Genomic DNA, 22,953 nt, shown 5'->3' with positions numbered 1-22,953 from the left:
AGGGGCGCACAATGAACCCGCTGGACCAGTTGCAACCACTGCTTGCACCGCCGGCAATCGGCCTGTGGCCACCGGCTCCAGGCTGGTGGCTGTTGCTGGCGCTGCTGCCGCTGCTGGTCTGGGGCCTGTGGCGGTTGCGCCGCTGGCGCCCGGGCAAGCGCCCGGTGGTGCGCGCCGAGCTGCCACTCGACCCGGTGCGCCTGGAAGCCCTGGCCGAACTCGCCCGCCTGCCGCGCCCCTACGACGGCGCGCCGGCCGGCGCCTGGCTGCAGCAGATCAACGCCCTGCTCAAGCGCCTGTGCCGCAACCACTACCCCGGTGCCAACAGCCATACCTTGAACGGCCGCCAGTGGCTGGCCTTTCTCGACAACCGCTGCCCGGCCGCCGGCCTGACCCGCTGGATGGTGCTGGTCGAAGGCGCCTACAAGCCCGAGTGCAAGCTCGACGACAAGGCCATCGTCGGGCTCAGCCAGGCGGTCGAAACCTGGATTCGCAAACATGTTTGAGCTGGCCTGGCCGTGGATCTTCGTGCTGCTGCCGCTGCCGTGGCTGGCGCGCCTGCTGCTGCCCGCCGCCGACAGCGGCGAGCCGGTGCTCAAGGTCGGCTTCCTCGACGAGCTGGAAGGCCTGGCCGGGCGCCGCGCGCGCCTGAACCTGCCGACCCTGCGCCAGCAGGCGCCGTATGTACTGATCTGGCTGTTGCTGCTGCTGGCCGCGGCGCGCCCGCAATGGCTCGGTGAGCCGGTGCCGGTGGCCGCCAGCGGCCGCGACCTGCTGGTGGCGGTGGATGTGTCAGGCTCGATGGACTTCCCCGACATGCAGTGGAAAGACGAAGACATCAGCCGCCTCGACCTGGTCAAGGCGCTGCTCGGCGACTTCCTGCAGGACCGCGAAGGCGACCGTGTCGGCCTGATCCTGTTTGGCAGCCAGGCCTACCTGCAAGCCCCGCTGACCTTTGACCGGCGCACCGTGCGCACCTTCCTCGACGAGGCGCAGATCGGGATCGCCGGCAAGAACACCGCCATCGGTGATGCCATCGGCCTGGCGGTCAAGCGCTTGCGCCAGCGCCCGGCACAAAGCCGGGTGTTGGTGCTGGTCACCGATGGCGCCAACAACGGCGGGCAGATCCACCCGCTGACCGCCGCCCGCCTGGCCGCCCAGGAGGGCGTGCGCATCTACACCATCGGCATCGGCGCCAACCCCGAGGCCAGCGGCACGCCCGGCCTGCTCGGCCTGAACCCGAGCCTGGACCTCGACGAAGCGTCGCTCAAGGAAATCGCCGACATCACCCACGGTGCCTACTTCCGCGCCCATGACGGTGCCGAGCTGAACGCCATCGGCGACACCCTCGACCAGCTGGAGCCGGTGGCCCAGCAACCGACCCAGGCGCGCACGGCCAAAGCGCTTTATGCCTGGCCGCTTGCCTTGGCCCTGCTGCTCAGCGTGTTGCTGGTGGTGGCGGTGCAATGGCCCGACAACCTGCTGCACAAGGTGCTGCGCAAACCGCGTTTCCTGCAGCCCCATCCGGAATGGCGCCAGCGCCTGAAACGCCTGCGCCTGAGGAAACGGCGATGATCGATCTCTGGCCACAATGGCTGCGCCCGCTCTGGCTGCTGGTAGTGCCCCTGCTAGGCTGGCTGCTGTTCAAGCTGTGGCACCGGCGCAAGCGCGCCGGGCGTTGGCAGATGATCCTGCCGCCAGCGTTCCACCCGGTGCTGCTTGGCGGCGGCAGCGGCAGCAACAGCAAGCTGCCCTGGGTAGCCCTGGGCCTGGCCTGGCTGCTGGTGGTGCTGGCCCTTCTCGGGCCGAGCTGGCAGCGCCTGGAAGAAACCCGCCAGCGCCCGGCCGACCCGCTGGTGATCCTGCTCGAACTGACCCCGCAGATGCTTGCCGAAGACGTTGCGCCCAACCGCCTGGAACAGGCCCGGCGCAAGATCCTCGACCTGCTCGAACACCGTAATGACAGCCAGACCGCGTTGATCGTCTATGCCGGCAGTGCCCATACCCTGGTGCCGCTGTCGGATGACCTTGGCACCACGCGCAACCTGCTGGAAGCCATCGACCCGTCGATCATGCCCAAACAGGGTCAGCGCGCCGATCTGGCCGTACAAAAAGGCCTGGCCCTGCTGGCCCAGAGTGGACTCGGCCAGGGCCGCCTGCTGCTGGTCGGCTCGGCGCTGAGCGCGCCGGAGCGCCAAGGCATCACGCAGGCCCTCGGCCGCCAGGGCCCGAGCCTGCTGATGCTCGGCATCGGCACCGGTGACGGCGCGCCAGTGCGCCAGGCCAATGGCGAATACCTCAAGGATGACCAGGGCGGCATCCTCCTGCCGCGGCTCGACAGCGCCAGCCTCAAAGCCTTCATCAGTGGCACCGGTGGGCGCTACCGCCATGCCCGCATCGACGACCTCGACCTGCGCGGCCTTGGCCTGTTCGACAACCCGCGCCACCTGCGCGATGCCGGCCAGACCCTGCAACTGGACAGCTGGGCTGACCAGGGCTACTGGTTACTGCTGCCGTTGCTGCTGCTGGCCGCCTGTGCCGGGCGCCGCGGCTGGCTGTTCTGCCTGCCGCTGCTGCTGGCCCTGCCGCAACCGAGCCAAGCCTTCGAGTTCAATGACCTGTGGCTGCGCCCCGACCAACAGGGCCAGATGCTGCTGCGCAAGCAACGCCCGGCAGACGCCGCCCGGCACTTCCACGACCCGCAATGGCGGGGCATGGCGTTGTACCAGGCCGGCGATTATGCCGGTGCCGCCGAGGCCTTCGCCCAAGGCGACAGCGCCGCAGCCCACTACAATCGAGGCAATGCCCTGGCCCGCAGTGGCGAGCTGGAAGCCGCCCTGGATGCCTACGAACAGGCCCTGGAGCGCCAACCCGACCTGCAGCCGGCACTGGCCAACCAGGCGCTGGTGCAGCAACTGCTGCAGCAACGCGAGGCCCAGTCCGAAGAACAGCCGACCAACAGCGATGCACAGGGCACCCCCGGCAGCGAAACCGAAGGCAACAGCAGCTCGGCCAGCAGCCCCACCCAAGGCACGCCCGGCAGTGATGAACAGGCCAAGGCCGAACAACCCGGTGAAGGCAGCAACAACAGCCAGGCGGCGCCTGGCAACCAAGGCGGCGATGACGACAGCATCACCCAGCCGCCACAGCGCCCGGTATCGACCAGCCTCGATGCCGAACAGCGCCAGGCCCTGGAACAATGGCTGCGCGAGATCCCCGACAACCCGGCGGAGCTGTTGCGGCGCAAATTCTGGTATGAACAGCAATTGCATCAGGAAAAAACACGATGAGTCGCTTCGGCGTCTTTCTACTCAGCCTGTTGTGGGCTGTCATGGCCCAGGCCCTACCCACGCTGCAGGCCAGCGTCGACCGCACGCGCCTGGAGGCCGGCGAAACCCTTGAGCTGACCCTCGAAAGCCAGGACGTGACCCAGTTCGGCAAGCCCGACCTGCGCGCCCTGGACAGCGACTTCGAAGTGCGCGGTACGCGCCAGCTGAACAGCCTGCACACCCTCGACGGCGAAACCCGCGCCAGCACCCGCTGGATCATCACCCTGCTGCCACGGCGCAGCGGCAGCCTGCGCATCCCCGAACTGCAGCTGGGCCAGTCGCACAGCCAGGCCATCGACCTGCAAGTGCTGCAGGCCGACAGCAGCCGCCCGGAAGTCGCCTCGCAGGTGTTCGTCGAGGCCACCCTGGACAGCAACGAGGTGTACGTCCAGGCCCAGGCCGTGCTGACCCTGCGCATCTACCACTCAGTGTCGCTCTACGACGACAGCAGCCTGAGCCCGCTGCAACTGGAAAACGCCAAGGTCGAGCCGCTGGGTGAATCGCGCACCTATGAGAAAGAAATCAACGGCGTGCGCCATGGGGTGATCGAAACCCGCTACGCGGTGTATCCGCAGCAGAGCGGCGACCTGGACATCCCACCGTTGACCTTCACCGCCACCGCCGCCGACAACGGCCCGCAACCCGCCGGCACCACCCGGGTCGGCCGCCAAGTCCAGGTCAGCTCGTTGCCGCTGCGCCTAGCCGTCCGCCCCATCCCTGCCGACTGGCCCGCCAACGTGCCCTGGCTGCCGGCACGCAGCCTGACCTTGGAAGAACACTGGAATCCCGACCCGGCCAGCCAGCAGCCACAGATCGGCGACTCCCTCACGCGCAGCATCACCCTGCGTGCCGAGGGCCTGTCGAGCACCCAGCTGCCGCAGCTACCCGCCACCGAAATCGTCGGCCTGCGCCGCTACCCCGACCAGCCGGTGCTACGCAACGAGATCAGTGAACGCGGCATGACCGCCAACCGCGAGGAACGCGAGGCCCTGGTGCCGACCCACAGCGGCAACCTGGCCTTGCCAGCACTGGAAGTCACCTGGTGGAACACCCGCGAAGACCATCTGGAGCACAGCAGCCTGCCGGCGCGCACCCTGGACGTGCTGGACAATCCGGCGCTGAGCGCCGAGTCCCCGGCCGGCGACGGCAGCGGCGCCAGCCACCTGCTCTGGCCCTGGCAGCTCGCCACCCTGCTGTTCGCCCTGACCACGGTGCTCGGCTTCGCCCTGTGGTGGCGCGCCCGCTCGCAACCGGCGGTGCTGCGCGCCGCGCAGAACGGCCCGAGTCCCCGTACTCTGTTGGATGACCTCAAGCGCGCGTGCCAGGCCAACGACCCCCAGGCCACCCGCCAGGCGCTCGATGCCTGGGCACGGCAGCAGCCGGAAACCTTGGCCGAGATGGCGGCGCGCTTCGTGCCGCTGTCGGATGCGCTGGATGGGTTGAACGGGGCGTTGTACAGCGAGAGTGGGCAGTTTTGGCAGGGTGAAGATTTGTGGCGGGCAATCGGGACGATTCCGCCGGCAGAGCAGGTGATGTTGCCGGCTGGGGAGAGTGGGAGCTTGCCGCCGCTTTATCCGAAGTGAGGGGTGTGGCTGAGAGGTGCATGCCTCCGGATTTTCAGCGCTTGTGAGGTCGAGCGCCCCCCGCGCGGCGCATCGCGAGCTACGCTCGCTCGTACGTTTGTTTCGGACCAATATTTCCTGTGATATTTGCGCGCGTACGCCTTGGCGTATGACTCGATATTGCGTGGTACCAACAGGGCGGTCGCGCGCGCCTGCCACAGGCATTACTGGCCCGCCTCGATCTCACAGGCGCTGTATCTCCCCCGCCAGGCACCTGGCAGCCCTGACGCAATCAGAAACTCAATCAACCCGAGCTTGGGTTACCATACCCAGCTCCGCAAAGCCCATCATTCACGCCAAGCCCCGGCTTGCTGACTCGACACCACAGGTCATCCATGCGTCTGTTTCACACCTCCGACTGGCACCTGGGCCAAAGCCTGCACGGCCAGGAACGCGACTTCGAACACGCCTGCTTCCTCGACTGGCTGCTCGGCCAGCTGCGCCTGCGCCAGCCGGACGCGCTGCTGATCGCCGGCGACATCTTCGACACGGTCAACCCGCCGGTCAAAGCCCAGGAGCGGCTCTACGACTTCATCGTCCAGGCCCACGAGCAGCAGCCGAAGCTGGACATCGTGATGATCGCCGGCAACCACGACTCCGGCTCGCGCATCGAGTTGCCCGCCGCGCTCATGCGCCGCCTGCGCACCCACGCGCTGGGCCGGGTGCACTGGCTCGACGAGGGCCAGCTGGATGCCGAGCGCCTGCTGATTCCGCTGACCAACGGTCGCGGCAAGGTCGCTGCCTGGTGCCTGGCCCTGCCCTTCCTGCGTCCGGCAGAAGTCACCGGCCCGCAACTGGGCGACGACTACCTGCAAGGCATCACCCAGGTGCACCAGCAGCTGATTGGCGCCGCGCAGAAAAAGCGCAAGAAGGACCAGGCACTGATCGCCATCAGCCATGCGCACATGGCCGGTGGCGCAGTGTCGGAAGACTCCGAGCGCAGCCTGATCATCGGCAATGCCGAGGCCTTGCCGGCCAAGCTGTTCGACAAGTCGATCAGCTACGTGGCGCTCGGCCACCTGCACAAGCCGCAGAAGGTCAACCGCGAAAGCCGCATCCGCTACAGCGGCTCGCCGATCCCGCTGTCGTTCGCCGAAATCAACTACCCGCACCAGGTGCTGGAAGTCGAGCTCGAGGGCAGCGAGCTGATCAGCGTCGAGCCGCGCCCGGTACCGCGTGCGGTGGCCCTGCAGCGGGTCGGCCCGGCGCCGCTGGGCGAACTGCTCGAACAACTGGCCGAGCTGCCGGTGATCGACCTGCTCGAAGACCCCAACCGCCAGCCCTGGCTGGAGGTGCGAGTGATTCTGGACGAGCCGCAACCTGATCTGCGCCAGCAGATCGAATCCGCGCTTGCAGGCAAGGCCGTGCGGTTGATCCGCATCAGCGCTGAATATGCTGGCCGCAACAACAGCGAAGACGACGACCTGGCATTCGTCGAGCTGGCGCAGATGACCCCGCAGGACCTGTTCAGCCGGGCCTGGGAGCAGGCCTACGGCAACCCCGTCGACGAGCAGGCCCTGGCCGATTTCGGCCTGCTGCTGCAGGACGTCCAGCTGGAAGAGGAACAGCCATGAAGATTCTCGCCATCCGCCTGAAGAACCTGGCATCCCTGGCCGGCCCGGTCGACATCGACTTCACCGCCGAGCCCCTGGCCAGCGCTGGCCTGTTCGCCATCACCGGGCCCACCGGCGCCGGCAAGAGCACCTTGCTCGATGCCCTGTGCCTTGCTCTGTTCGGCACCGTGCCGCGCCTGAACGACATCGGTCGCGAAGCCAAGGTGCCGGACGCCGACGGCGAAATCCCCACGTCTGACCCGCGCAACCTGCTGCGCCGTGGCACCGGCAGCGGCTTTGCCGAAGTCGACTTCGTCGGCATCGACGGCCACCGCTACCGCGCCCGCTGGGAAGCCAACCGCGCCCGCGACAAGGCCAACGGCAAGCTGCAGTTCAGCCGCCAGAGCCTGTACGACCTGGACAGCGAACAGATGCTGGGCAGCGGCAAGAACGAATACAAGCAACTGATCGAAGCCCGCCTGGGCCTGAATTTCGAGCAGTTCACCCGTGCGGTGATGCTGGCGCAAAGCGAGTTCGGCGCCTTCCTGAAGGCTGACGACAAAGAGCGCAGCGAGCTGCTGGAAAAGCTCACCAACACCGCCATCTACACCCGCCTCGGCCAGCGCGCCTTCAGCAAGGCACGCGAGACCGGCGAAGCACACAAAGCCCTCAATGACCGCGCCAGTCACTTGCTGCCGATGGCCGCCGAAGCCCGCGCCGAACTCGACCAGCGCCTGGAGCAGGCGCTGCAGCAGTTCAAGGCCGACCAGGCCGGCGAGCGCCAGCTGGAGCAGCAACGCAACTGGCTCAATGAACAACACCAGTTGCAGGCCCAGCACGCCGAAGCTGGCGCCACCCTGCAAGCCGCCGAGCAGGACTGGCAGCAGTTGGCCGAGCAGCGCCTCGACCTGCAACGCCTGGAGCGCCTGGCGCCACAGCGCCATCAGTTCCACCGCCAGCAGATGCTCGGCGCGCAACTGGCCCCGGTCGCTGCGCAGATTGCCGAGCAACAGCGCCAGCAAAGCGAATTGCACACGCGCACCGCAGAGCTGGAACAGGCATTACTGGCGTCTCGCGAGGCCCTGGCGCTGAGCCAGACCCTGCATAGCGATAATGCCCCGCGGCTGCGCCAAGCCTTCGCCGGCCAGGACAACCTGGCGCGTCTTGACCACGAGCTGGCGGGGCAACGCACTGCCTGCGATCAGGCCGCGCAGCACGTTGCCGAAGGCCAGCAGCAACTGCAGCAAACGGAAGAGCACCAGCAGCGCAGCCAGCAACAACTGGCCCAGATCGACACCGCCCTGGCCGACAGCCTGCACCTGGCCGGCCTGGCCAATGCCTGGCAGGCCTACCTGCCACAACTCAAGCAGGTAATGCTGATCGGTGGCCGCCTGGCCAAGGGCCGCGAGGAACTGCCCGGTCTGCAGGCCCAGGCCAGCCAGGCCAATGTCCAGCTGCAGACCCAGCGTGACCACTTCGAACTACTGTTCCGCGAAGCCAAGGCCGAACCCCAGGCCCTGGCCGAACAGATCGATCTGCTCGGCAACATGTTGCAGGACAACCGCAAGCAGCAACGCGCCGTCGAGGAGCTGTCACGCCTGCATGGCCGTGAACAGGAACTGCGCCAGCAGCTCGATGCCCTGCGTGAGCGTCAGCAGCAGGCCATGCAACAACGCCAGCAACTGATCGGCGAAGGCACTGCAGCCAAGGCCGAACTGGAGGCCGCCGAACAGGCGCTCAACCTCACCCGCCAGTTGCTGGAACGCCAGCGCCTGGCTCGTAACACCAGCGTTGAGGAACTGCGCGGCCAGTTGCGCGATGGCGAGCCGTGCCCGGTATGCGGCAGTGCCGAACACCCGTTCCATCAACCTGAAGCCCTGCTGCAGAGCCTCGGTCGCCATGACCAGGTTGAAGAAGAAGCCGCGCAGAAACAGGTCGAAAGCCTCAACGGCAAGCTGGTCGAGCTGCGCACCCAGCTCGGCGTGGTCAACGCCCAGCTCAAGGACTATCAGCAGCAACAGCAGCAGCTTGGCGAACAGCTGCAACTGCTGGTGGCGCAGGTGCAGACGCACAGCCTCTGGCCCGCCCTCGCCCCGCAGGACGACAAGGCCCGCGGGGCCTGGCTCGACAGCCAGTTGCGACGCCTGGATGAAGAAATCGGCAAGGACGAGAAGCGCCTGAGCGCCCTGCTCGCCCTGCAGAAGGATGCCGCCCGCCTCAACCAGCAACTGCAGGCAGCGCAGGAAGTCCAGCAACAGGCCCAGCGCCATCTCGACCAGCAGCACCAGGCATTGGCCAGTGATGAGCAGCAGCTGGAGCAGGGTCTCAAGGACTTGGCCAACGTGCTCCCGGGCGACGTACTCAACGCCCTGAGCGATGACCCGGCCAACGCCTTCCTCGCCCTCGACCAGCAGATTGCCCAGCGCCTGCAACAGCTGGAGCAGCGCAAGGATGAGCAGGAAGAACAGCAGGCACGCCAAGTGCAGCTGGACAAGCTGCGCGACCAGCAGCAAGCCCGCGTGCAAGCCTTGGCGCAGGTGGAGCAACAGCTCGCCGCACTCGACAGCCAACGTCAGCAGGCTCAGACCGCCCTGGCCGAGCTGCTTGGCGAGCAGGCCAGCGCCGAAGCCTGGCAGCAGCACATGGACAGCCAGCTGGAGCAGGCCCGCGCTGTCGATGCCGACACCGCCCAGCGCCTGCAGGACCTGCGCACCCAGGGTGTGCAACTGGCTAGCGAACTCAAGGCCAATACCCTGCAGCAGCAGGCGCTGGAAAGCGAGTGCCAGCAGCTGCAGGGCGACATCGCCCAGTGGCGCGCCGAGCATCCGGAGCTGGACGACGCCGGACTGGATCGCCTGCTGGCGATCGACGACGCCCAACTGGGTGAGCTGCGCCAGCGCCTGCAACTTGCCGAAAAAGCCATCGAGCAGAGCCGCGTGCTACTCCAGGAACGCGCACAGCGCCTGCAGCAACATGCCGCGCAGATGAGCGTCGATGCTTCGGTCGAAGACCTTGAGCAAGCGCTGGGCGAGCTGCGCGAGCGGCTGGCCGGCCATGAGCAACAATGCGCCGAACTGCGCGCGCAGCAGGCCGACGACCAGCGCCGCCAGCAGGCGAGCCAGGCTCTGGCCGGGGAAATCGAGCAGGCCCGCCAGCAATGGCAGCGCTGGGCGCGGCTGAGCGCACTGATCGGCTCGGCCTCGGGCGACGTGTTCCGCAAAATCGCCCAAGGCTACAACCTCGACCTGCTGCTGCACCACGCCAACGCCCAGCTGCGCCAGCTGGCGCGCCGCTATCGCCTCAAGCGCGGTGGCAGCGCCTTGGGCCTGCTGGTGCTGGATACCGAAATGGGCGACGAGCTGCGCTCGGTACACTCGCTGTCCGGCGGTGAAACCTTCCTGGTCTCACTGGCCCTGGCCCTGGGCCTGGCATCGATGGCCTCGAGCACCTTGCGCATCGAGTCGCTGTTCATCGACGAAGGGTTCGGCAGCCTCGATCCGGAGTCGCTGCAACTGGCCATGGACGCCCTCGACGGCCTGCAGGCGCAGGGGCGCAAGGTCGCAGTGATCTCCCACGTGCAAGAGATGCACGAGCGCATTCCGGTGCAGATCCAGGTGCGCCGTCAGGGCAATGGCCTGAGCGACGTGGAGGTGTGCGGGTGATCCTCTACTCGTTCCGTCGCTGCCCGTGGGCGATGCGTGCGCGCCTGGCGCTGCGCTATGCCGGCTGCGCGGTGGAGATCGTCGAGGTGGCGATGAAGAACAAGCCGGCCGCACTGCTGGCCCTGTCGCCCAAGGGCACGGTGCCGGTGCTGGATACCGGTGACGGTGTACTGGAAGAGAGCCTGGACATCATGCGTTGGGCACTGCAGCAGCATGATCCGCAGGACTGGCGCCTGCAGGCAGACCCCGCAGCCGCGCAGCACGCGGAGGCGCTGATAGCCCGCAACGACAGCACGTTCAAGGCGCAGGTGAACCTGTACAAGTACGCCGAGCGTTACCCGGAGCACTCACGCGAGCACTATCGCCATCAGGCCGAAGCCTGGCTGGCGGAGCTTGAACAGTTGCTCGATGGCCGGCCATACCTGCTGGCCGATCACCCGAGCCTGGCCGATGCCGCCCTGTTGCCTCTGATGCGCCAGTTTGCCGGGGTCGAACCGCAGTGGTTCGCCGAGGCGGCTTATCCGCGGGTGCGGAGCTGGCTGGAGGGGTGGTTGGCGTCTGACCTGTTCAAGTCAGTAATGGCCAAGTGAGTTTACGCGGTCCCTTGTAGGAGCGGCCTTGTGTCGCGAAAGGGCCGCGCAGCGGCCCCAGGTTTATGCGTCACCGCCGAGATTGCCGGGGCCGCTTTGAGGCCCTTTCGCGACACAAGGCCGCTCCTACAAAGACCGAGTAACGCTCAGTGGCTGTGCTTGCCACTCAAGGCCGCATGAAAGTTGGCGCTCTGGCGCAGGTACTGCTCGGTGTAGCTGTGGGTGGCCGTGGGCTTGCTGCTGTCGGCATGGGCATGGGCCGGCAGCACGACGGAGGCGGAGATGGCGGATGCGGCAATCACGGGGAAGAGATTGAAGTTCATGGTGGCTGACCTCGACGTGTGTGGTTTGACGTTCAGCCACTTGGGCCTTGGGTCAAACTTACGCCGCTGAGGTCGCCTGCAGAAATTCATTGCGCTGGTAAGCGTTATCACCGATATCGATAGTCACTTGAAGAACTTGAGGTCCGAAGGCGCAGCCTGGGTGAAGGTCTGCACCGTCTCGCCGAGTTTGCCGCTACGTGGGTCGCGGCGCATGACCACGATCTGGTTGCTCTTCTGGTTGGCCACCAACAGGAAGTTGTCGCTCGGGTCCAAGGCAAATTCCCGAGGGTGGTCGCCTTCCACCGAACGGCGCTGCAGGAAGGCCAACTGGCCGTCGTCCTTGCCCACGCTGAACACCACGATCTCGTTCGCCGTGCCGCGGTTGCTCACATACAGGAAGCGCCCGTCCGCCGACAGGTGCAGGCCACCCGAGGCCTTGGCGGCGGCATCCTGTTTCTCGGTCAGTGGCAGGCGCTGACGCTCCAGCAGGGCATCGTCCTTGACGTCGAACATGACCACTTCACCGCTCATTTCCAGCGTCAGGTACGCATGCCGACCCTTGGCATCGAACAGCAGGTGACGCGGCCCGCTACCGGGGGGCAGGTCCACCGACGCCGGGATCGCCGGGGTCAGTGGGTGATCGGCACTGGCGCCGTCGTAGCGATAGATGAATACCTTGTCCGCGCCCAGGTCGCAGGCATAGACATGCTGGCCATCGGGTGACAGGACCAGCGAATGCACATGGGCCCCGGCCTGGCGCTCGGGGTTGACGCCACTGGGCTTGTGCCGCAGCTGCTGCACCACGTCCTTGAGCTTGCCATCCTTGGCCACCGGGATCACCACCAGGCTGCCGCCCGGGTCAGGGGCAACGGCGTAGTTGGCAACGAACAGGTAACGCTGGTCACGGCTCAGGCTGGCGTGGGTCGGTTCATCACCACGGCTGGTCACCTGGTTCAGCGCCTTGATCTCGCCCTTGGCGCTGACGCTGAAGCTGCTGACCTGGCCGTTCGGCGTTTCATTGACCGCGAACAACTGGCGCTGGTCGGCTGACAGCACCAGCCACGACGGGCTGACGCTCTTGACCACCTGTTGCGGCGTCGGGTCGATCTGCCCTGTCTTGCTGTCGAACGCGTAGCGGTAGATGCCCTGGCTCTGGCCATCGGTGTAGCTGCCCACCAGCAACGTGGCGGCGTGGGCGGTGATTGTCAGGCTCATCAGGCTAGCGGTCAGCAGGCTCGTCCAGATCCGGTTCATCGTCGTCTTCATCCGGGGCGCGAAAGGCACTCATACAGACTAGACGATGCTCGCCCTGAGCATCGGCGAGTTGCCATTCATCACCGGCACCGACGGCGGCAGCGAGTTGCTCGGGGGTGAACGACCAGCGGCGGTGCTGGCGGCCGTCCATGCATTCGACGGTGAGGCCGGAATCGTCGCAAGTGAAATCGAAGGCGTGCAGGCCGTCGATCAGGAGCATGTCGCAGGATGCGAGGGCGGTGGCGAGGGGGGACATGGGGGTACCTGTAAGGGATGTGCCGGGATTATAACCCCTGGGGCTGCTTTGCAGCCCATCGCGACACAAGGCCGCTCCTACAAGGGATCGCGTTCTCTTGTAGGAGCGGCCTTGTGTCGCGAAAGGGCCGCAAAGCGGCCCCCAGCCATTCAATGGGCGAAGATCGAGCCGCCCTCCTTGCCCACCATCTTCTCCGGCTTGATCAGGAACCGTGCCAGCGCCGGCAGCAGCCACAGCGCGCCAAACATGTTCCACAGCAACATGAAGGTCAGCATCAGGCCCATGTCGGCCTGGAACTTGATCGCCGAGAAGATCCAGGTGCACACGCCTATCGCCAGGCACAAACCGGTGAACAACACCGCTTTACCGGTCGAGCGCAGCGTCTGGTAATAGGCTTCCTGCAACGGCAACCCGGCACGCAGGAAGCTTTCCAGGCGGCTGTAGATGTAGATACCGTAGTCCACGCCGATACCTACGCCCAAGGCCACTACCGGCAAGGTCGCGACCTTGACGCCGATGCCCATGAACGCCATCAGTGCGTTGCCCAGCACCGAGGTCAGCACCAGCGGCAGGACAATGCACAGGGTCGCGGCAAACGAGCGGAAGGTGATCATGCACATCACCGCCACGCAGAGGTAGACCAGGATCAGGATGGTCAGCTCGGCCGACTTGATCACCTCGTTGGTGGCCGCCTCGATCCCGGCGTTGCCTGCCGCCAGCAGGAACTGCAGGCCCTCCTTGTCATGGCTGTCGGCGAACGCCTTGGCCACCGCGGTAACACGCTCCAGGGTCTCGGCCTTGTGGTCGTTGAGGAACACCAGTACCGGCGCCAGCGAGCAATCGGCGTTGTACAGGCCGTCGGCGCGTGCGATGGAGTTGTTGAGGATGTCCGGGTTGCGCGACAGGGTCTCCCACTTCAGGCTGCCCTCGTTCATGCCCTTGATCACCTGCTTGGACACGGTCACCAGGGAGATCGCCGACTGCACGCCAGGGGTGTTCTGCATGGTCCACATCAGCTCGTCGATCGGCGCCATGGTCGAGTGGATCGAGCAGCTTTCCGGCGGCGTCTTGACCATGATCACCAGCACATCGGAACTGGTCGAGTAGTTGCTGATGATGAAGTTGTTGTCCTGGTTGTAGCGCGAGTCCGGGCGCAGCTCCGGCGCGCCCTGGTCAAGGTCGCCGATCTTCAGGTTCTGGCTGTACCACAGGCCGCCGGCGAAGGCGATCAGCGCCAGGGTGATGGACACCGGGGCCACCTTGGCGCTGGCGAAATTCGACAGCAAGCGCCAGAACGGGTGCTCGCGGGTCGCGTCCTTCTTGCTGCGCTCGATGGCCTTCTTGCTGATGCCGACGTAGGAAATCGCCACCGGCAGCAGGATCAGGTTGGTGAACACGATCACCGCCACGCCGATGGACGCGCCGATGGCCAGCTCGCGGATCACGCCAATGTCGATGATCAGCAGGGTGATGAAGCCCACGGCGTCGGCGAGGATGGCGATCATCCCCGGCAGGAACAGCTGGCGGAAGGTGCGCCGGGCCGCGGTCAAGGCATTGTCGGCGTCACTGGACTGCAAGGCGATACCGTTGATCTTCTGCACGCCGTGGGAAATGCCGATGGCGAAGATCAGGAACGGTACCAGCATCGAGTACGGGTCCAGGCCGAAGCCCACTGCGTGCATCAGGCCCAGCTGCCAGACCACCGCCACCAGGGTGGTGATGAGCACGGCGATGGTGCTGCGGATACACCAGGTGAACCAGTACAGCAGGATCCAGGTAATCACCAGGGCCACGCCGAAGAACATCGCCACCATCACCAGGCCGTCGATCAGGTCACCGACCTTCTTGGCGAAGCCGATGATGTGGATCTTCACGTTGGGGTTCTGCGCCTGGAACTTGTCGCGGATCTTTTCTTCCAGCTGGTGCGAGAACTGCTGGTAATCGAGCTTGACCTGCTTGCCTGGGTCCTGCGGGTCGGGGAAGCTTTCCAGCAGCGGCACATCGACGATGCTGGACTTGAAGTTGTTGCCCACCAGGCGCCCGACCTGGCCGGACTTGAGCACGTTGTCGCGCAGGGTGTCGAGGCTGTCCTGGGAGCCGTTGTAGGTGTTGGGGATGACCTCGCCGCCGGAGAACCCCTCCTCGGTGACCTCGCTCCAGCGCACGCTGGGGCTCCACAGCGACTTGAGGCCGGCGCGGTCGACACCGGGGATATAGAACACCTCGTCATGGATCTGCCGCAGCGTTTCCATGTAGTCCTTGTCGAAGATGTCGCCGTTGACCGCCTCGACCGAGATGCGCACGGTATTGCCGAGGTTGGCCAGGTCGTTGCGGTGCTCCAACATCTGTTCAATGAACGGGTGCTGCAGCGGGATCATCTTCTCGAAGCTGGTCGAGGGGCGGATCTGCGTGGCCTGCCAGAACAGGAAGATGCTGACCAGCAGGCACAAGGCGATGACCACCGGCCGGTTATTGAAGATCAGGCGTTCGAGCAACGTGGCTTTGTCCTGATTGTGCGGGTGCATGGTGATGCTCTCCCTGCTGGTCATGGACGCACCTCCTTGGCAGCCGGCTCTGCGCCGTCGGCGCTGGCCAGGTGTACACCCCCCTGCCCCACCAGCAGCAAGCCACCGTCGGCCAGGCCCGTAACACCGGCCAGGGCAATGCGGTCGCTGCGGTTGTAGACGCTGAAGGTCTGGCCATCATCGGTGCTGCGCAGCACGCTGCCACCGTTGCCGACCAGCACCAGGCTGCCATCTTCGACAAGCGTAGCGCCTGCCAGACCGAATTCGAGTTCGCCGCGGGAGGCTTTGAGCGCGATCGGCTGCCAGCTGTCACCAAAATCGGTGGAGCGGAACAGGTTGCCGCGCAGGCCGTAGGCCAGCAGGGTATTCGCCTTCGCGGTACCGATCACACCGAACAACGAGCCCTCGTAAGGGCCCTGGACCTTGGCCCAGGTCTGGCCGTTGTCCCTGGAGCGGTACATGCCGCCTTGCTCGCCGACGATGAACAGGCCCGCGTCGCGCACCCGGGTGATGCCGTTGAGGTGCAACTGGTCGGGGTTGTCCAGGCGTTCGGCGATGTCCTGCCAGTGCTGGCCGCCGTCGCGGGTTTCCAGCAGCGCGCCGTAGGCGCCCACGGCAAAGCCGTGCTGGGCGTCGAGGAAGGTGACGTCCAGCAGCGGCGCTTCACGGGAAAGGTCTTCGAACTGCTTGCTCCAGGTGGCACCCCCGTCGCTGCTGGCGAGGATCTGAGCATCATGGCCGACCGCCCAGCCACGCTTGTCGTCGAGGAAGAACACGGCGGTGAGCAGCTGCCGGGTCGGCACCCGGGCCTGGGTCCAGGTGCTGCCCTGGTCGTCGGAGAACAGAATGTGGCCGCGATCACCTACCACCACCAGGCGCTTACCGGCATGGGCGGCGCCGATCAGCAGGCTCTGGCTGGCCTTGGCTGATTCGGTCGAGTATTCGTCGGCGGCAGCGGCCTGCGCGCTGTCGGCCCACATTCCCAGTGCCAGCGCCAGCATAGCGCCGGCCGCCAACGGCCAGGCACCGCGCCTGGCCTGCGTCATCACCCGCTGCTTCATGACCATCCCCTGTTGTGTTCTTCTTGGTGGGTCTGTGCTGTGAAAAGCCTGTGTTAGAGGCTTGGGGGATCGTATCGGGGAAGGTTGCGCGATTTCAACGCGCGGGACGTTATGTTTTGTTAACCGAAAAAAACTGGGGCCGCTGTGCGGCCCTTTCGCGACACAAGGCCGCTCCTACAGAAATTCGTATTCTCCTGTAGGAGCGGCCTTGTGTCGCGAAAGGGCTGCACAGCAGCCCCAGGATCTACCAGGCTTACGCCAGGCTCTTGCTCACCACCTCGTACACATCGCTGGACAACTCACCGGAAGCCAGAATCCGCTCCAGCTCGCCCTTCATCAGCACCTGCCGTGCATCGTCATACTTGCGCCAGCGGGTCAACGGTGCCAGTTGACGTGAAGCGATCTGCGGGTTAAGCGCATTCAGCTCGATCACCAGGTCTGCCAGGAAGCGATAGCCCGAACCATCAGACGCATGGAAGTTGACCAGGTTCTGCCCGGCAAAGGCACCGATCAGCGCCCGTACCTTGTTCGGGTTCTTCAGGGTGAACGCCGGGTGCTGCATCAGCGCCTTGACCCGCGTCAGCCCGCCCGGCAGCGTGCTGGCGGCCTGCACGCTGAACCACTGGTCCATGACCAGCGGGTTGTCCTTGAAGTGCTCGGCGAAGGTTTCCAGGGCCTTGGCGCGCTCCGCTTCGAACGGCGAGTTGACCAGCACGGCCAGCGCGGTCAGGCGCTCGGTCATGTTGTCGCACTTGTCGAACTGCTCCAGGGTCGCTTCCAGCACCTGCGGCTTGCCGCTCTGCATCAGGTACGACAGGGCGATGTTCTGCAGGCTGCGGCGGGCGAAATGCTCGGCGGCGGCCACGTAGGCGGTGTTGCGCGACACCTCGCGGTTGGCCTGGTAGCGCGCCCACAGGGCGTCGAACAGCTGCTCGGCGATCTGCTGGCGGGCGAACTCGCGGGCGGCGTGGATGGCATCGACGTCGGCCACCTGGCTGATCTCGGTCAGGTAGGCCTCGCCTGGCAGCGAGAGCATCTCGGCGACCATGGCGGCGTCCAGCGACTCATTGCCCAGCACGGTACCGAGCGCGGTGATCAGGCGCTGGTCGAGTTTCAGCGCTTCGCCGCGCTGATGCTGGCCGATCAGCTCCTGCAGCACCTGCACCGACAGCTGCTGGCCCGCTTCCCAGCGGTTGAAGCCGTCGCTGTCGTGCTGCATGAGGAACATCAGCTGGTCACGGTCGTACGGGAAGCTCAGCTTGACCGGGGCGCTGAAGCCGCGCAGCAGCGACGGCAGCGGTTTGGCCGCAATGCCCTGGAAGGTGAAGGTCTGCTCGGCCTCGGTCACCGACAGCACACGCGAGGTGCCCGCTGCTGCAGCTTCGCCAGCCAGTTGCAGCGGCAGGTCGTTGCCTTTGGCATCGAGCAGGCCCAGCTCGACCGGGATCACGAACGGCAGCTTCTCGGCCTTGTCCGGGGTCCGTGGGCAGCTCTGGTGGAAGGTCAGGCTGTAGGTCTGCGCGGCGGCGTCATAGGCCTCGCTGACGTCCAGGCGCGGGGTGCCGGCCTGGCTGTACCAGCGCTTGAACTGAGTCAGGTCGACGCCGTTGGCGTCTTCCATGGCCTTGATGAAATCGTCGGTGGTCACGGCCTGGCCATCGTGGCGCTCGAAGTACAGGTCGCTGCCCTTGCGGAAGCCGTCTGCACCCAGCAAGGTGCGGACCATGCGCACCACTTCGGCGCCCTTCTCGTACACGGTCAGGGTGTAGAAGTTGGAGATCTCGATAAAGCTGTCCGGGCGCACAGGGTGGGCCATGGGGCCGGCGTCTTCGGCGAACTGGTGGGTGCGCAGGTAGGCGACGTCCTCGATGCGCTTGACCGTGCGCGAGTTCATGTCGGCGCTGAACTCGGCATCGCGGAACACCGTGAAGCCTTCTTTCAGCGACAGCTGGAACCAGTCGCGGCAGGTCACGCGGTTGCCCGACCAGTTGTGGAAATACTCGTGGGCGACCACACCTTCGACGCGCTGGTGGGCGGCATCGGTGGCGGTTTCGGCGCGGGCCAGCACGCAGCTCGAGTTGAAGATGTTCAGGCCCTTGTTTTCCATGGCGCCCATGTTGAAGTCGTTGACTGCGACGATCATGAAGATGTCCAGGTCGTACTCGCGGCCGTAGACTTCTTCGTCCCAGCGCATGGACTTCTTCAGGCTGACCATGGCGTGGTCGCACTTGTCGATGTTCTCGGGCTCGACGTAGATGCGCAGGGTCACATCGCGGCCGGACTGGCGCACGAAATTGTCCTCGACGCACCACAGGTCTCCGGCCACCAGCGCGAACAGGTACGCCGGTTTCATGAACGGGTCTTCCCAGGTCGCCCAGTGCCGGCCGTCTTCTGCCGGGCCGCTGCCGATCGGGTTGCCGTTGCTCAGCAGTACCGGATAGCGATGCTGCTCGGCGATCACCGTGGTGGTGAAGGTGCTCATCACGTCCGGGCGGTCGAGGTAATAGGTGATCTTGCGGAAGCCCTCGGCCTCGCACTGGGTGCAGAACATCTTGCCGGACTTGTACAGGCCTTCAAGCGCGGTGTTGCTTTCCGGGTGGATCTTGACGCTGGTGTCGAGGGTGAAACGTTCGGCCTTGGGATGGACCGTCAGGCTGTCGGCTTCGAGCTGGTAGTCGCTCGCCTGCAGTTCGACATCGTCCAGCGAGGCGCGCAGCAGCTCCAGCTGCTGGCCGTCCAGTTCCAGTGGCGGCAGGCCGGCACCGCGTGCCGGGTTGCGGCGCATGACCAGTTGCGCGTGGACCAGGGTGTGGTCCTCGAACAGCTCGAAGGTCAGGTGCGTCTCGTCGATCAGGTACTCGGGCGCCTGGTAATCCTTGAGGTAGATCACTTGCGGTTGTTCGGTACGCATGTGCAGGTCCTTTTTACTGGAGCACGGCCAACTGGTAGGCCGTGTACTTGCGAATATTGATCACGCCGGTGTCGAAGATCAGGTACTGGCCCTTGATGCCCAGCAGCGTGCCTTCGGCCACCGGGTCCTTGTCGAGGTTGAAGCTGACGATCTTTTTCGGATACGCCTCGACCGGGTAGCGCATTTCCACCACTTCGGCGTCCGGCAGCGGCTGGATCGCCTGCAGGCCGAAGCGGCCCTGCAGCTCGCGTAGGCCGTCGGCACAGGCGTCGAAGATCTGATCGCGGATGGCCGGCAGGTCGAGCACCTCGGCGTCGCCCTTGAGCAACGTGCGCCAGTTGGTGCGGTCCGGTACCTGGCTGCGCAGGACGTCTTCAACCAGGCCCGATTGCTGGCGGGTGGCCACACGCATGATCGGCAGCGCCTGGCTGGCGCCCTGATCGAGCCAGCGCGTGGGCAGTTGGGTGGCGCGGGTGATGCCAACCTTGATCCCCGACGAGTTGGCCAGGTACACCACATGGTCGGTCATGCAGAACTGTTCGCCCCAGGACGGTTCACGGCAGGTGCCGGCGTCGTAGTGGCATTTTTCCGGGGCCACGATGCACACGTCGCACTGGGCCAGCTTGGTCATGCACGGGTAGCAGTAACCCTGGCTGAAGCTGGTCTTGGTGCGCTTGCCGCAATGGCTGCAGTGAATGGCGCCGAGGTATTCCAGGCGCAGGCGCTGGCCGATCAGTGGGTTGACCGGCACCTGGGTGTCATCCAGGCGGAAGCTGTATTGCACCAGGGGTGCCTGCAGGCTGACCGCCATCTTGCTCAAAGAGCCACGAGCGAGTTCGATCAATGTACCGAGTCCGACTTGAACAGAATGTTGGCGATGGGTGCCGACTTCGACGCGCATTCCTGCGGGCCCATGTAGCCGGTGCGCTGCTCTTCGGGCAGGTTCTTCATCTCCCAGGCGATCACCGCCTGCAGCGACAGCTCTTTCTGCTCGGCGGTGAGCTTGCGCCCGTCCGACCATTTGCCGATTTCCACGGCCAGTTTCAGGCTCTCGTAGATTTCCGGGGTGATGTTTTCGATCATTTGCGCGAAAGTGGACATAGTGTCTCCTGATTCAAGCCGACAGTTTACGCCGGGCCAGCGCCCCGCCCAAGAGCCCGGTCAGGCATCCGATGAGCAGCCCGCCGACATGGGCGGCGTTGGCGATCTGGCCGAAGCCGAGCTGGCCGACCACGCCGGTCAGGCAGATCACCAACCAGATCAGCATCATCACCAGCACGCCCTTGGGCAGGTTGAAGTGAGGGTTGGGCGCCAGCCACTGGTACAGCCAGACGTGGCCGAGCAAGCCATAGAGCACGCCGGACAGGCCGCCGAACAGGCTCGGGCCACTGGTGTAGTGCTGGGCCAGGTTGGACACCAGGCTGAACAGCAGGGTCAGGCCCAGCAGCAGCCAGGGGCCCTGGCGCAGTTCGATGCGTTTGCCCAGCTCCCAGTACCACAGGCCGTTCATCGCCAGGTGCAGCACGCCAAAGTGCAGCAGCATGGGCGAGACCAGGCGCCACCACTGGCCTTCGGCGAGGCCCTGGGCCAGGGGGGTGAAATGCAGGTATTCACCCTGGACGCGGAAGTCGAGGAAGGTGAACCAGCTGATGGCATTGAGGTTGTCGCCCAGGCTGGTGAGGCCGGCGACGATCAGGCACAGGACCAGGATGGTGGCGGTGACCTTGCAGGCTTTGGCCTGGTCGGCCAGGGAGGGCTGTGCGGGGGCCATCGCGGATGAATCCGCTCCTGCAGGGTCCTGCGCAAGCTGCACGTCGGCGTTACCATCGGGGAAGCGCTGGTACAGTTCGCGCACGTCGGCAACCAAAGTGTCGGGGGCCCAGAGCACTTGCTCCTCGCCCTCCTCGCTGACCCGGTGCGGTACCTGCAGGCGCTGCAGCAGGTGGACGAAGCCGCTGAGGTCGACCGACAGCGGCAGGCGCATCACTTCGATGATTTTCATTGATTGGCCTGAGGGCGTTCAACGTCGACCCAGACGAACTTGTGCGGGTCGATGCGGGTTTCATCATCCAGCCGGTAGGCCGCCAGCTTGCCGTACAGCACCGCGCTGTAGTCCAGGCAGGCCAGGTTGGCGCGGATCGGCGCCGGGCGGCCGCTACGCCAGTAATGGCCGACGAACAGCAGCGGTTCGTCCTCGGCGTAGCGCAGCAGGGCATTCTTTTCGGTATGGCTCAGTGGCGTGCGAGCAACATCGTCGGGCAGCGCATCAGGCTGGAAGACGATGTCGCCGTAGGTCTGCGGGTCTTCTTCCCAGAACTTGGTGCGGAAGAAGGCGCGGGTCAGGCCGTCGCCGCCGGTCAGGGTCAGGCCGTCCGGCAGGCGCATGTCGGTGCCGCGCAGCAGGCGGTTGCACACGGTGGCGGCAAAGCTGCCGGACACCGCCGACGCCTGGATGAAATGCTCGTCGATGCACCCGCCCGGGTACTGCTGGCGCAGCGGTTCGATCAGCCGCGGGTCCCAGCAGGCGTGCACCAGGCGGAAGCGCCCGGCGTCGACGAACAGTGGCATGTCGTAGAACCACTGCACGAAGTCGTGCCAGTCGCCGGGGTGGTGGGCGAACTGGGTCAGGGTTTCGTCGATCAGCCGGGCGTGGCGCGGGGTGTGTTCGCGCACGAACGACTTGCCGCTGCCAGGCAGTGCCGGGGTGACCCAGCCCAGGGCGTTGTACTCGTGGTTGCCCATGATGCAGAACGCCTGGCCGGCCTCGACCATGTCATGCACGATGTGCAGCGCCTCGCGGATGCGCGGGCCACGGTCGACGATGTCGCCAAGGAACAGGGCCTGGCGCCGAGGGTGACGCCAGACGCCGCCGACACGTTTGTAGCCGAGGGCGTCGAGCAGGCGTTCGAGGGTCAGTGCACAGCCGTGCACATCGCCGATGATGTCGAAACTGCGCGCCGGATCGAGCATCAGTCGTCCCTGCCTCCCAGGCGGCTGCCCCAGCCGAGTTTGGTACGACACACCTCATAGTAGTTGTGGTCGAGCGGGTGGATCAGGCGCAGCTTCTGCGGCTTCTTGCTCACCGTGATGGTGTCGCCCGGGGCGCAGGTGAAGTGGTTCTGGCCGTCGCAGGACACTTGCGGGTAGATCTGCAGGTCCTTGGACACCACGATCTTCAGCTCGCTGTTGCCGTCGACCACGATCGGCCGCCCCGACAGGGTGTGCGGGTACATCGGCACGATGACGATGGCGTCGAGCTTGGGGTGCATGATCGGGCCGCCGGCCGACAGCGCGTAGGCGGTGGAACCGGTCGGGGTGGCGACGATCAGGCCGTCGGCCTTCTGGCTGCAGACGAACTGGCCGTCGATATAGATCTCGAACTCGATCATCCGCGTCGACTTGCCCGGGTGCAGGACCACGTCGTTGAGCGCGTCGCCCTGGCCGATGGCTTCGTGATGGCGGCGTACTTCAGCCTGCAGCAGAAAGCGGTTTTCCACCAGGTAGTGGCCGTCGAGCACCTCGGCGACTTTCTCTTCCAGCTCGTCCGGGCGGATGTCGGTGAGGAAGCCCAGGTTGCCGCGGTTGATGCCCAGCACAGGTACATTGTGCCGGGCCAGGGCGCGGGCGGCGCCGAGCAGGCTGCCGTCGCCACCGACCACGATGACCAGGTCGCAGACCTCGCCGAGCAGCTTGCGCGTGGAGGTTTGCAGGCCGTGGCCGGGCAGCACCTCGGCGATGGTGTCCTCGAGGATCACGTGCAGGTGGCGCTCGAGGAGGAATTTTTTCAGTCGGCGAATGGTGTCGAGCACCTGCGAGCTGCCAAGGCGGCCGATGATACCGATATTGCGAAATTGCTCCATGGGGCTC

General features: G+C 65.7%; 18 protein-coding genes. 7 read left to right on the top strand and 11 right to left on the bottom strand.

Annotated elements, in window-relative coordinates:
• Nucleotides 1–11: 11 nt before the first annotated feature.
• From ACLEJU_RS09670 to ACLEJU_RS09640, 7 genes are all read left to right on the top strand, one after another.
• A complete protein-coding gene (locus ACLEJU_RS09670; RefSeq protein ID WP_435423360.1) occupies nt 12–506 on the top strand; it encodes a DUF4381 domain-containing protein in 495 nt (164 codons plus the stop codon).
• Nucleotides 499–1,575 carry a vWA domain-containing protein gene (locus ACLEJU_RS09665; RefSeq protein WP_079227103.1) on the top strand — a complete coding sequence of 359 codons (1,077 nt, stop codon included), beginning with the start codon at nt 499–501 and terminating at the stop codon, nt 1,573–1,575. Before ACLEJU_RS09670 ends, ACLEJU_RS09665 begins: the two co-directional genes overlap by 8 nt.
• Complete coding sequence (locus ACLEJU_RS09660; protein WP_435423361.1) at nt 1,572–3,290, top strand: tetratricopeptide repeat protein; 1,719 nt, start codon at nt 1,572–1,574, stop codon at nt 3,288–3,290. The genes ACLEJU_RS09665 and ACLEJU_RS09660 overlap by 4 nt, the downstream gene beginning before the upstream one ends.
• Nucleotides 3,287–4,912, top strand: a complete 1,626-nt coding sequence (locus ACLEJU_RS09655) for a BatD family protein (protein WP_435423362.1) — start codon at nt 3,287–3,289, stop codon at nt 4,910–4,912. The genes ACLEJU_RS09660 and ACLEJU_RS09655 overlap by 4 nt, the downstream gene beginning before the upstream one ends.
• Nucleotides 4,913–5,286: 374 nt before the next feature.
• Nucleotides 5,287–6,525, top strand: coding sequence for an exonuclease SbcCD subunit D C-terminal domain-containing protein (locus ACLEJU_RS09650; RefSeq protein ID WP_435423363.1), 1,239 nt, complete (start codon nt 5,287–5,289; stop codon nt 6,523–6,525).
• On the top strand, nt 6,522–10,166 hold the full coding sequence (locus ACLEJU_RS09645) for an AAA family ATPase (protein WP_435423364.1): 3,645 nt from the start codon (nt 6,522–6,524) through the stop codon (nt 10,164–10,166). The genes ACLEJU_RS09650 and ACLEJU_RS09645 overlap by 4 nt, the downstream gene beginning before the upstream one ends.
• The gene (locus ACLEJU_RS09640; RefSeq protein WP_435423365.1) at nt 10,163–10,756 is read left to right on the top strand and encodes a glutathione S-transferase; all 594 of its coding nucleotides are present in this window, start codon (nt 10,163–10,165) and stop codon (nt 10,754–10,756) included. The genes ACLEJU_RS09645 and ACLEJU_RS09640 overlap by 4 nt, the downstream gene beginning before the upstream one ends.
• A 146-nt stretch (nt 10,757–10,902) precedes the next feature.
• On the opposite strand, the gene ACLEJU_RS09635 is transcribed toward ACLEJU_RS09640, so the two are convergent.
• The 11 genes from ACLEJU_RS09635 to ACLEJU_RS09585 all read right to left on the bottom strand — a co-directional run bounded on the left by ACLEJU_RS09635 (nt 10,903) and on the right by ACLEJU_RS09585 (nt 22,946).
• Nucleotides 10,903–11,079, bottom strand: coding sequence for a hypothetical protein (locus tag ACLEJU_RS09635; RefSeq protein WP_177331676.1), 177 nt, complete (start codon nt 11,077–11,079; stop codon nt 10,903–10,905).
• A 123-nt stretch (nt 11,080–11,202) separates the two neighbouring features.
• On the bottom strand, nt 11,203–12,333 hold the full coding sequence (locus ACLEJU_RS09630) for a lactonase family protein (protein WP_435425687.1): 1,131 nt from the start codon (nt 12,331–12,333) through the stop codon (nt 11,203–11,205).
• Nucleotides 12,299–12,589 (bottom strand): DUF5629 family protein, encoded by a 291-nt coding sequence (locus ACLEJU_RS09625; protein ID WP_435425688.1) that lies wholly within the window; start codon nt 12,587–12,589, stop codon nt 12,299–12,301. Before ACLEJU_RS09625 ends, ACLEJU_RS09630 begins: the two co-directional genes overlap by 35 nt.
• Before the next feature lie 149 nt (nt 12,590–12,738).
• Complete coding sequence (locus ACLEJU_RS09620) at nt 12,739–15,114, bottom strand: efflux RND transporter permease subunit (protein ID WP_435425660.1); 2,376 nt, start codon at nt 15,112–15,114, stop codon at nt 12,739–12,741.
• 20 nt (nt 15,115–15,134) lie between these two features.
• Nucleotides 15,135–16,160 carry a WD40/YVTN/BNR-like repeat-containing protein gene (locus ACLEJU_RS09615; protein ID WP_435425661.1) on the bottom strand — a complete coding sequence of 342 codons (1,026 nt, stop codon included), beginning with the start codon at nt 16,158–16,160 and terminating at the stop codon, nt 15,135–15,137.
• Nucleotides 16,161–16,428: 268 nt separating this feature from the next.
• Nucleotides 16,429–19,086, bottom strand: a complete 2,658-nt coding sequence (gene pepN / locus ACLEJU_RS09610; protein ID WP_435425321.1) for an aminopeptidase N — start codon at nt 19,084–19,086, stop codon at nt 16,429–16,431.
• Nucleotides 19,087–19,099: 13 nt separating this feature from the next.
• Nucleotides 19,100–19,930 carry a DUF2797 domain-containing protein gene (locus tag ACLEJU_RS09605; protein ID WP_435425322.1) on the bottom strand — a complete coding sequence of 277 codons (831 nt, stop codon included), beginning with the start codon at nt 19,928–19,930 and terminating at the stop codon, nt 19,100–19,102.
• Nucleotides 19,927–20,187, bottom strand: coding sequence for a YeaC family protein (locus tag ACLEJU_RS09600; protein WP_016485539.1), 261 nt, complete (start codon nt 20,185–20,187; stop codon nt 19,927–19,929). The genes ACLEJU_RS09605 and ACLEJU_RS09600 overlap by 4 nt, the downstream gene beginning before the upstream one ends.
• Nucleotides 20,188–20,200: 13 nt before the next feature.
• The gene (locus ACLEJU_RS09595) at nt 20,201–21,088 is read right to left on the bottom strand and encodes a rhomboid family intramembrane serine protease (RefSeq protein ID WP_435425323.1); all 888 of its coding nucleotides are present in this window, start codon (nt 21,086–21,088) and stop codon (nt 20,201–20,203) included.
• Complete coding sequence (locus ACLEJU_RS09590; RefSeq protein ID WP_435425324.1) at nt 21,085–22,056, bottom strand: metallophosphoesterase; 972 nt, start codon at nt 22,054–22,056, stop codon at nt 21,085–21,087. Before ACLEJU_RS09590 ends, ACLEJU_RS09595 begins: the two co-directional genes overlap by 4 nt.
• Nucleotides 22,056–22,946 (bottom strand): NAD(+) kinase, encoded by an 891-nt coding sequence (locus ACLEJU_RS09585; protein ID WP_103449750.1) that lies wholly within the window; start codon nt 22,944–22,946, stop codon nt 22,056–22,058. The genes ACLEJU_RS09590 and ACLEJU_RS09585 overlap by 1 nt, the downstream gene beginning before the upstream one ends.
• Nucleotides 22,947–22,953 lie beyond the last annotated feature (7 nt).

The organism is Pseudomonas sp. SMN11, assembly GCF_052041945.1.
In the GTDB taxonomy this organism is placed as follows: Bacteria; Pseudomonadota; Gammaproteobacteria; order Pseudomonadales; family Pseudomonadaceae; genus Aquipseudomonas.
The sequence above is the reverse complement of the archived record's forward strand: the minus strand, read 5'-3'. Positions and strand labels throughout refer to the sequence as shown.

Excerpts from the sequence above, each read along its gene's own strand:
- ACLEJU_RS09670 (WP_435423360.1), top strand. The coding sequence starts at position 12 with ATGAACCCGCTGGACCAGTTGCAACCACTGCTTGCACCGCCGGCAATC.
- ACLEJU_RS09665 (WP_079227103.1), top strand. The coding sequence starts at position 499 with ATGTTTGAGCTGGCCTGGCCGTGGATCTTCGTGCTGCTGCCGCTGCCG.
- ACLEJU_RS09660 (WP_435423361.1), top strand. The coding sequence starts at position 1,572 with ATGATCGATCTCTGGCCACAATGGCTGCGCCCGCTCTGGCTGCTGGTA.
- ACLEJU_RS09655 (WP_435423362.1), top strand. The coding sequence starts at position 3,287 with ATGAGTCGCTTCGGCGTCTTTCTACTCAGCCTGTTGTGGGCTGTCATG.
- ACLEJU_RS09650 (WP_435423363.1), top strand. The coding sequence starts at position 5,287 with ATGCGTCTGTTTCACACCTCCGACTGGCACCTGGGCCAAAGCCTGCAC.
- ACLEJU_RS09645 (WP_435423364.1), top strand. The coding sequence starts at position 6,522 with ATGAAGATTCTCGCCATCCGCCTGAAGAACCTGGCATCCCTGGCCGGC.
- ACLEJU_RS09635 (WP_177331676.1), bottom strand. The coding sequence starts at position 11,079 with ATGAACTTCAATCTCTTCCCCGTGATTGCCGCATCCGCCATCTCCGCC.
- ACLEJU_RS09630 (WP_435425687.1), bottom strand. The coding sequence starts at position 12,333 with ATGAACCGGATCTGGACGAGCCTGCTGACCGCTAGCCTGATGAGCCTG.
- ACLEJU_RS09625 (WP_435425688.1), bottom strand. The coding sequence starts at position 12,589 with ATGTCCCCCCTCGCCACCGCCCTCGCATCCTGCGACATGCTCCTGATC.
- ACLEJU_RS09620 (WP_435425660.1), bottom strand. The coding sequence starts at position 15,114 with ATGCACCCGCACAATCAGGACAAAGCCACGTTGCTCGAACGCCTGATC.
- ACLEJU_RS09615 (WP_435425661.1), bottom strand. The coding sequence starts at position 16,160 with ATGACGCAGGCCAGGCGCGGTGCCTGGCCGTTGGCGGCCGGCGCTATG.
- pepN (WP_435425321.1), bottom strand. The coding sequence starts at position 19,086 with ATGCGTACCGAACAACCGCAAGTGATCTACCTCAAGGATTACCAGGCG.
- ACLEJU_RS09600 (WP_016485539.1), bottom strand. The coding sequence starts at position 20,187 with ATGTCCACTTTCGCGCAAATGATCGAAAACATCACCCCGGAAATCTAC.
- ACLEJU_RS09595 (WP_435425323.1), bottom strand. The coding sequence starts at position 21,088 with ATGAAAATCATCGAAGTGATGCGCCTGCCGCTGTCGGTCGACCTCAGC.
- ACLEJU_RS09590 (WP_435425324.1), bottom strand. The coding sequence starts at position 22,056 with ATGCTCGATCCGGCGCGCAGTTTCGACATCATCGGCGATGTGCACGGC.
- ACLEJU_RS09585 (WP_103449750.1), bottom strand. The coding sequence starts at position 22,946 with ATGGAGCAATTTCGCAATATCGGTATCATCGGCCGCCTTGGCAGCTCG.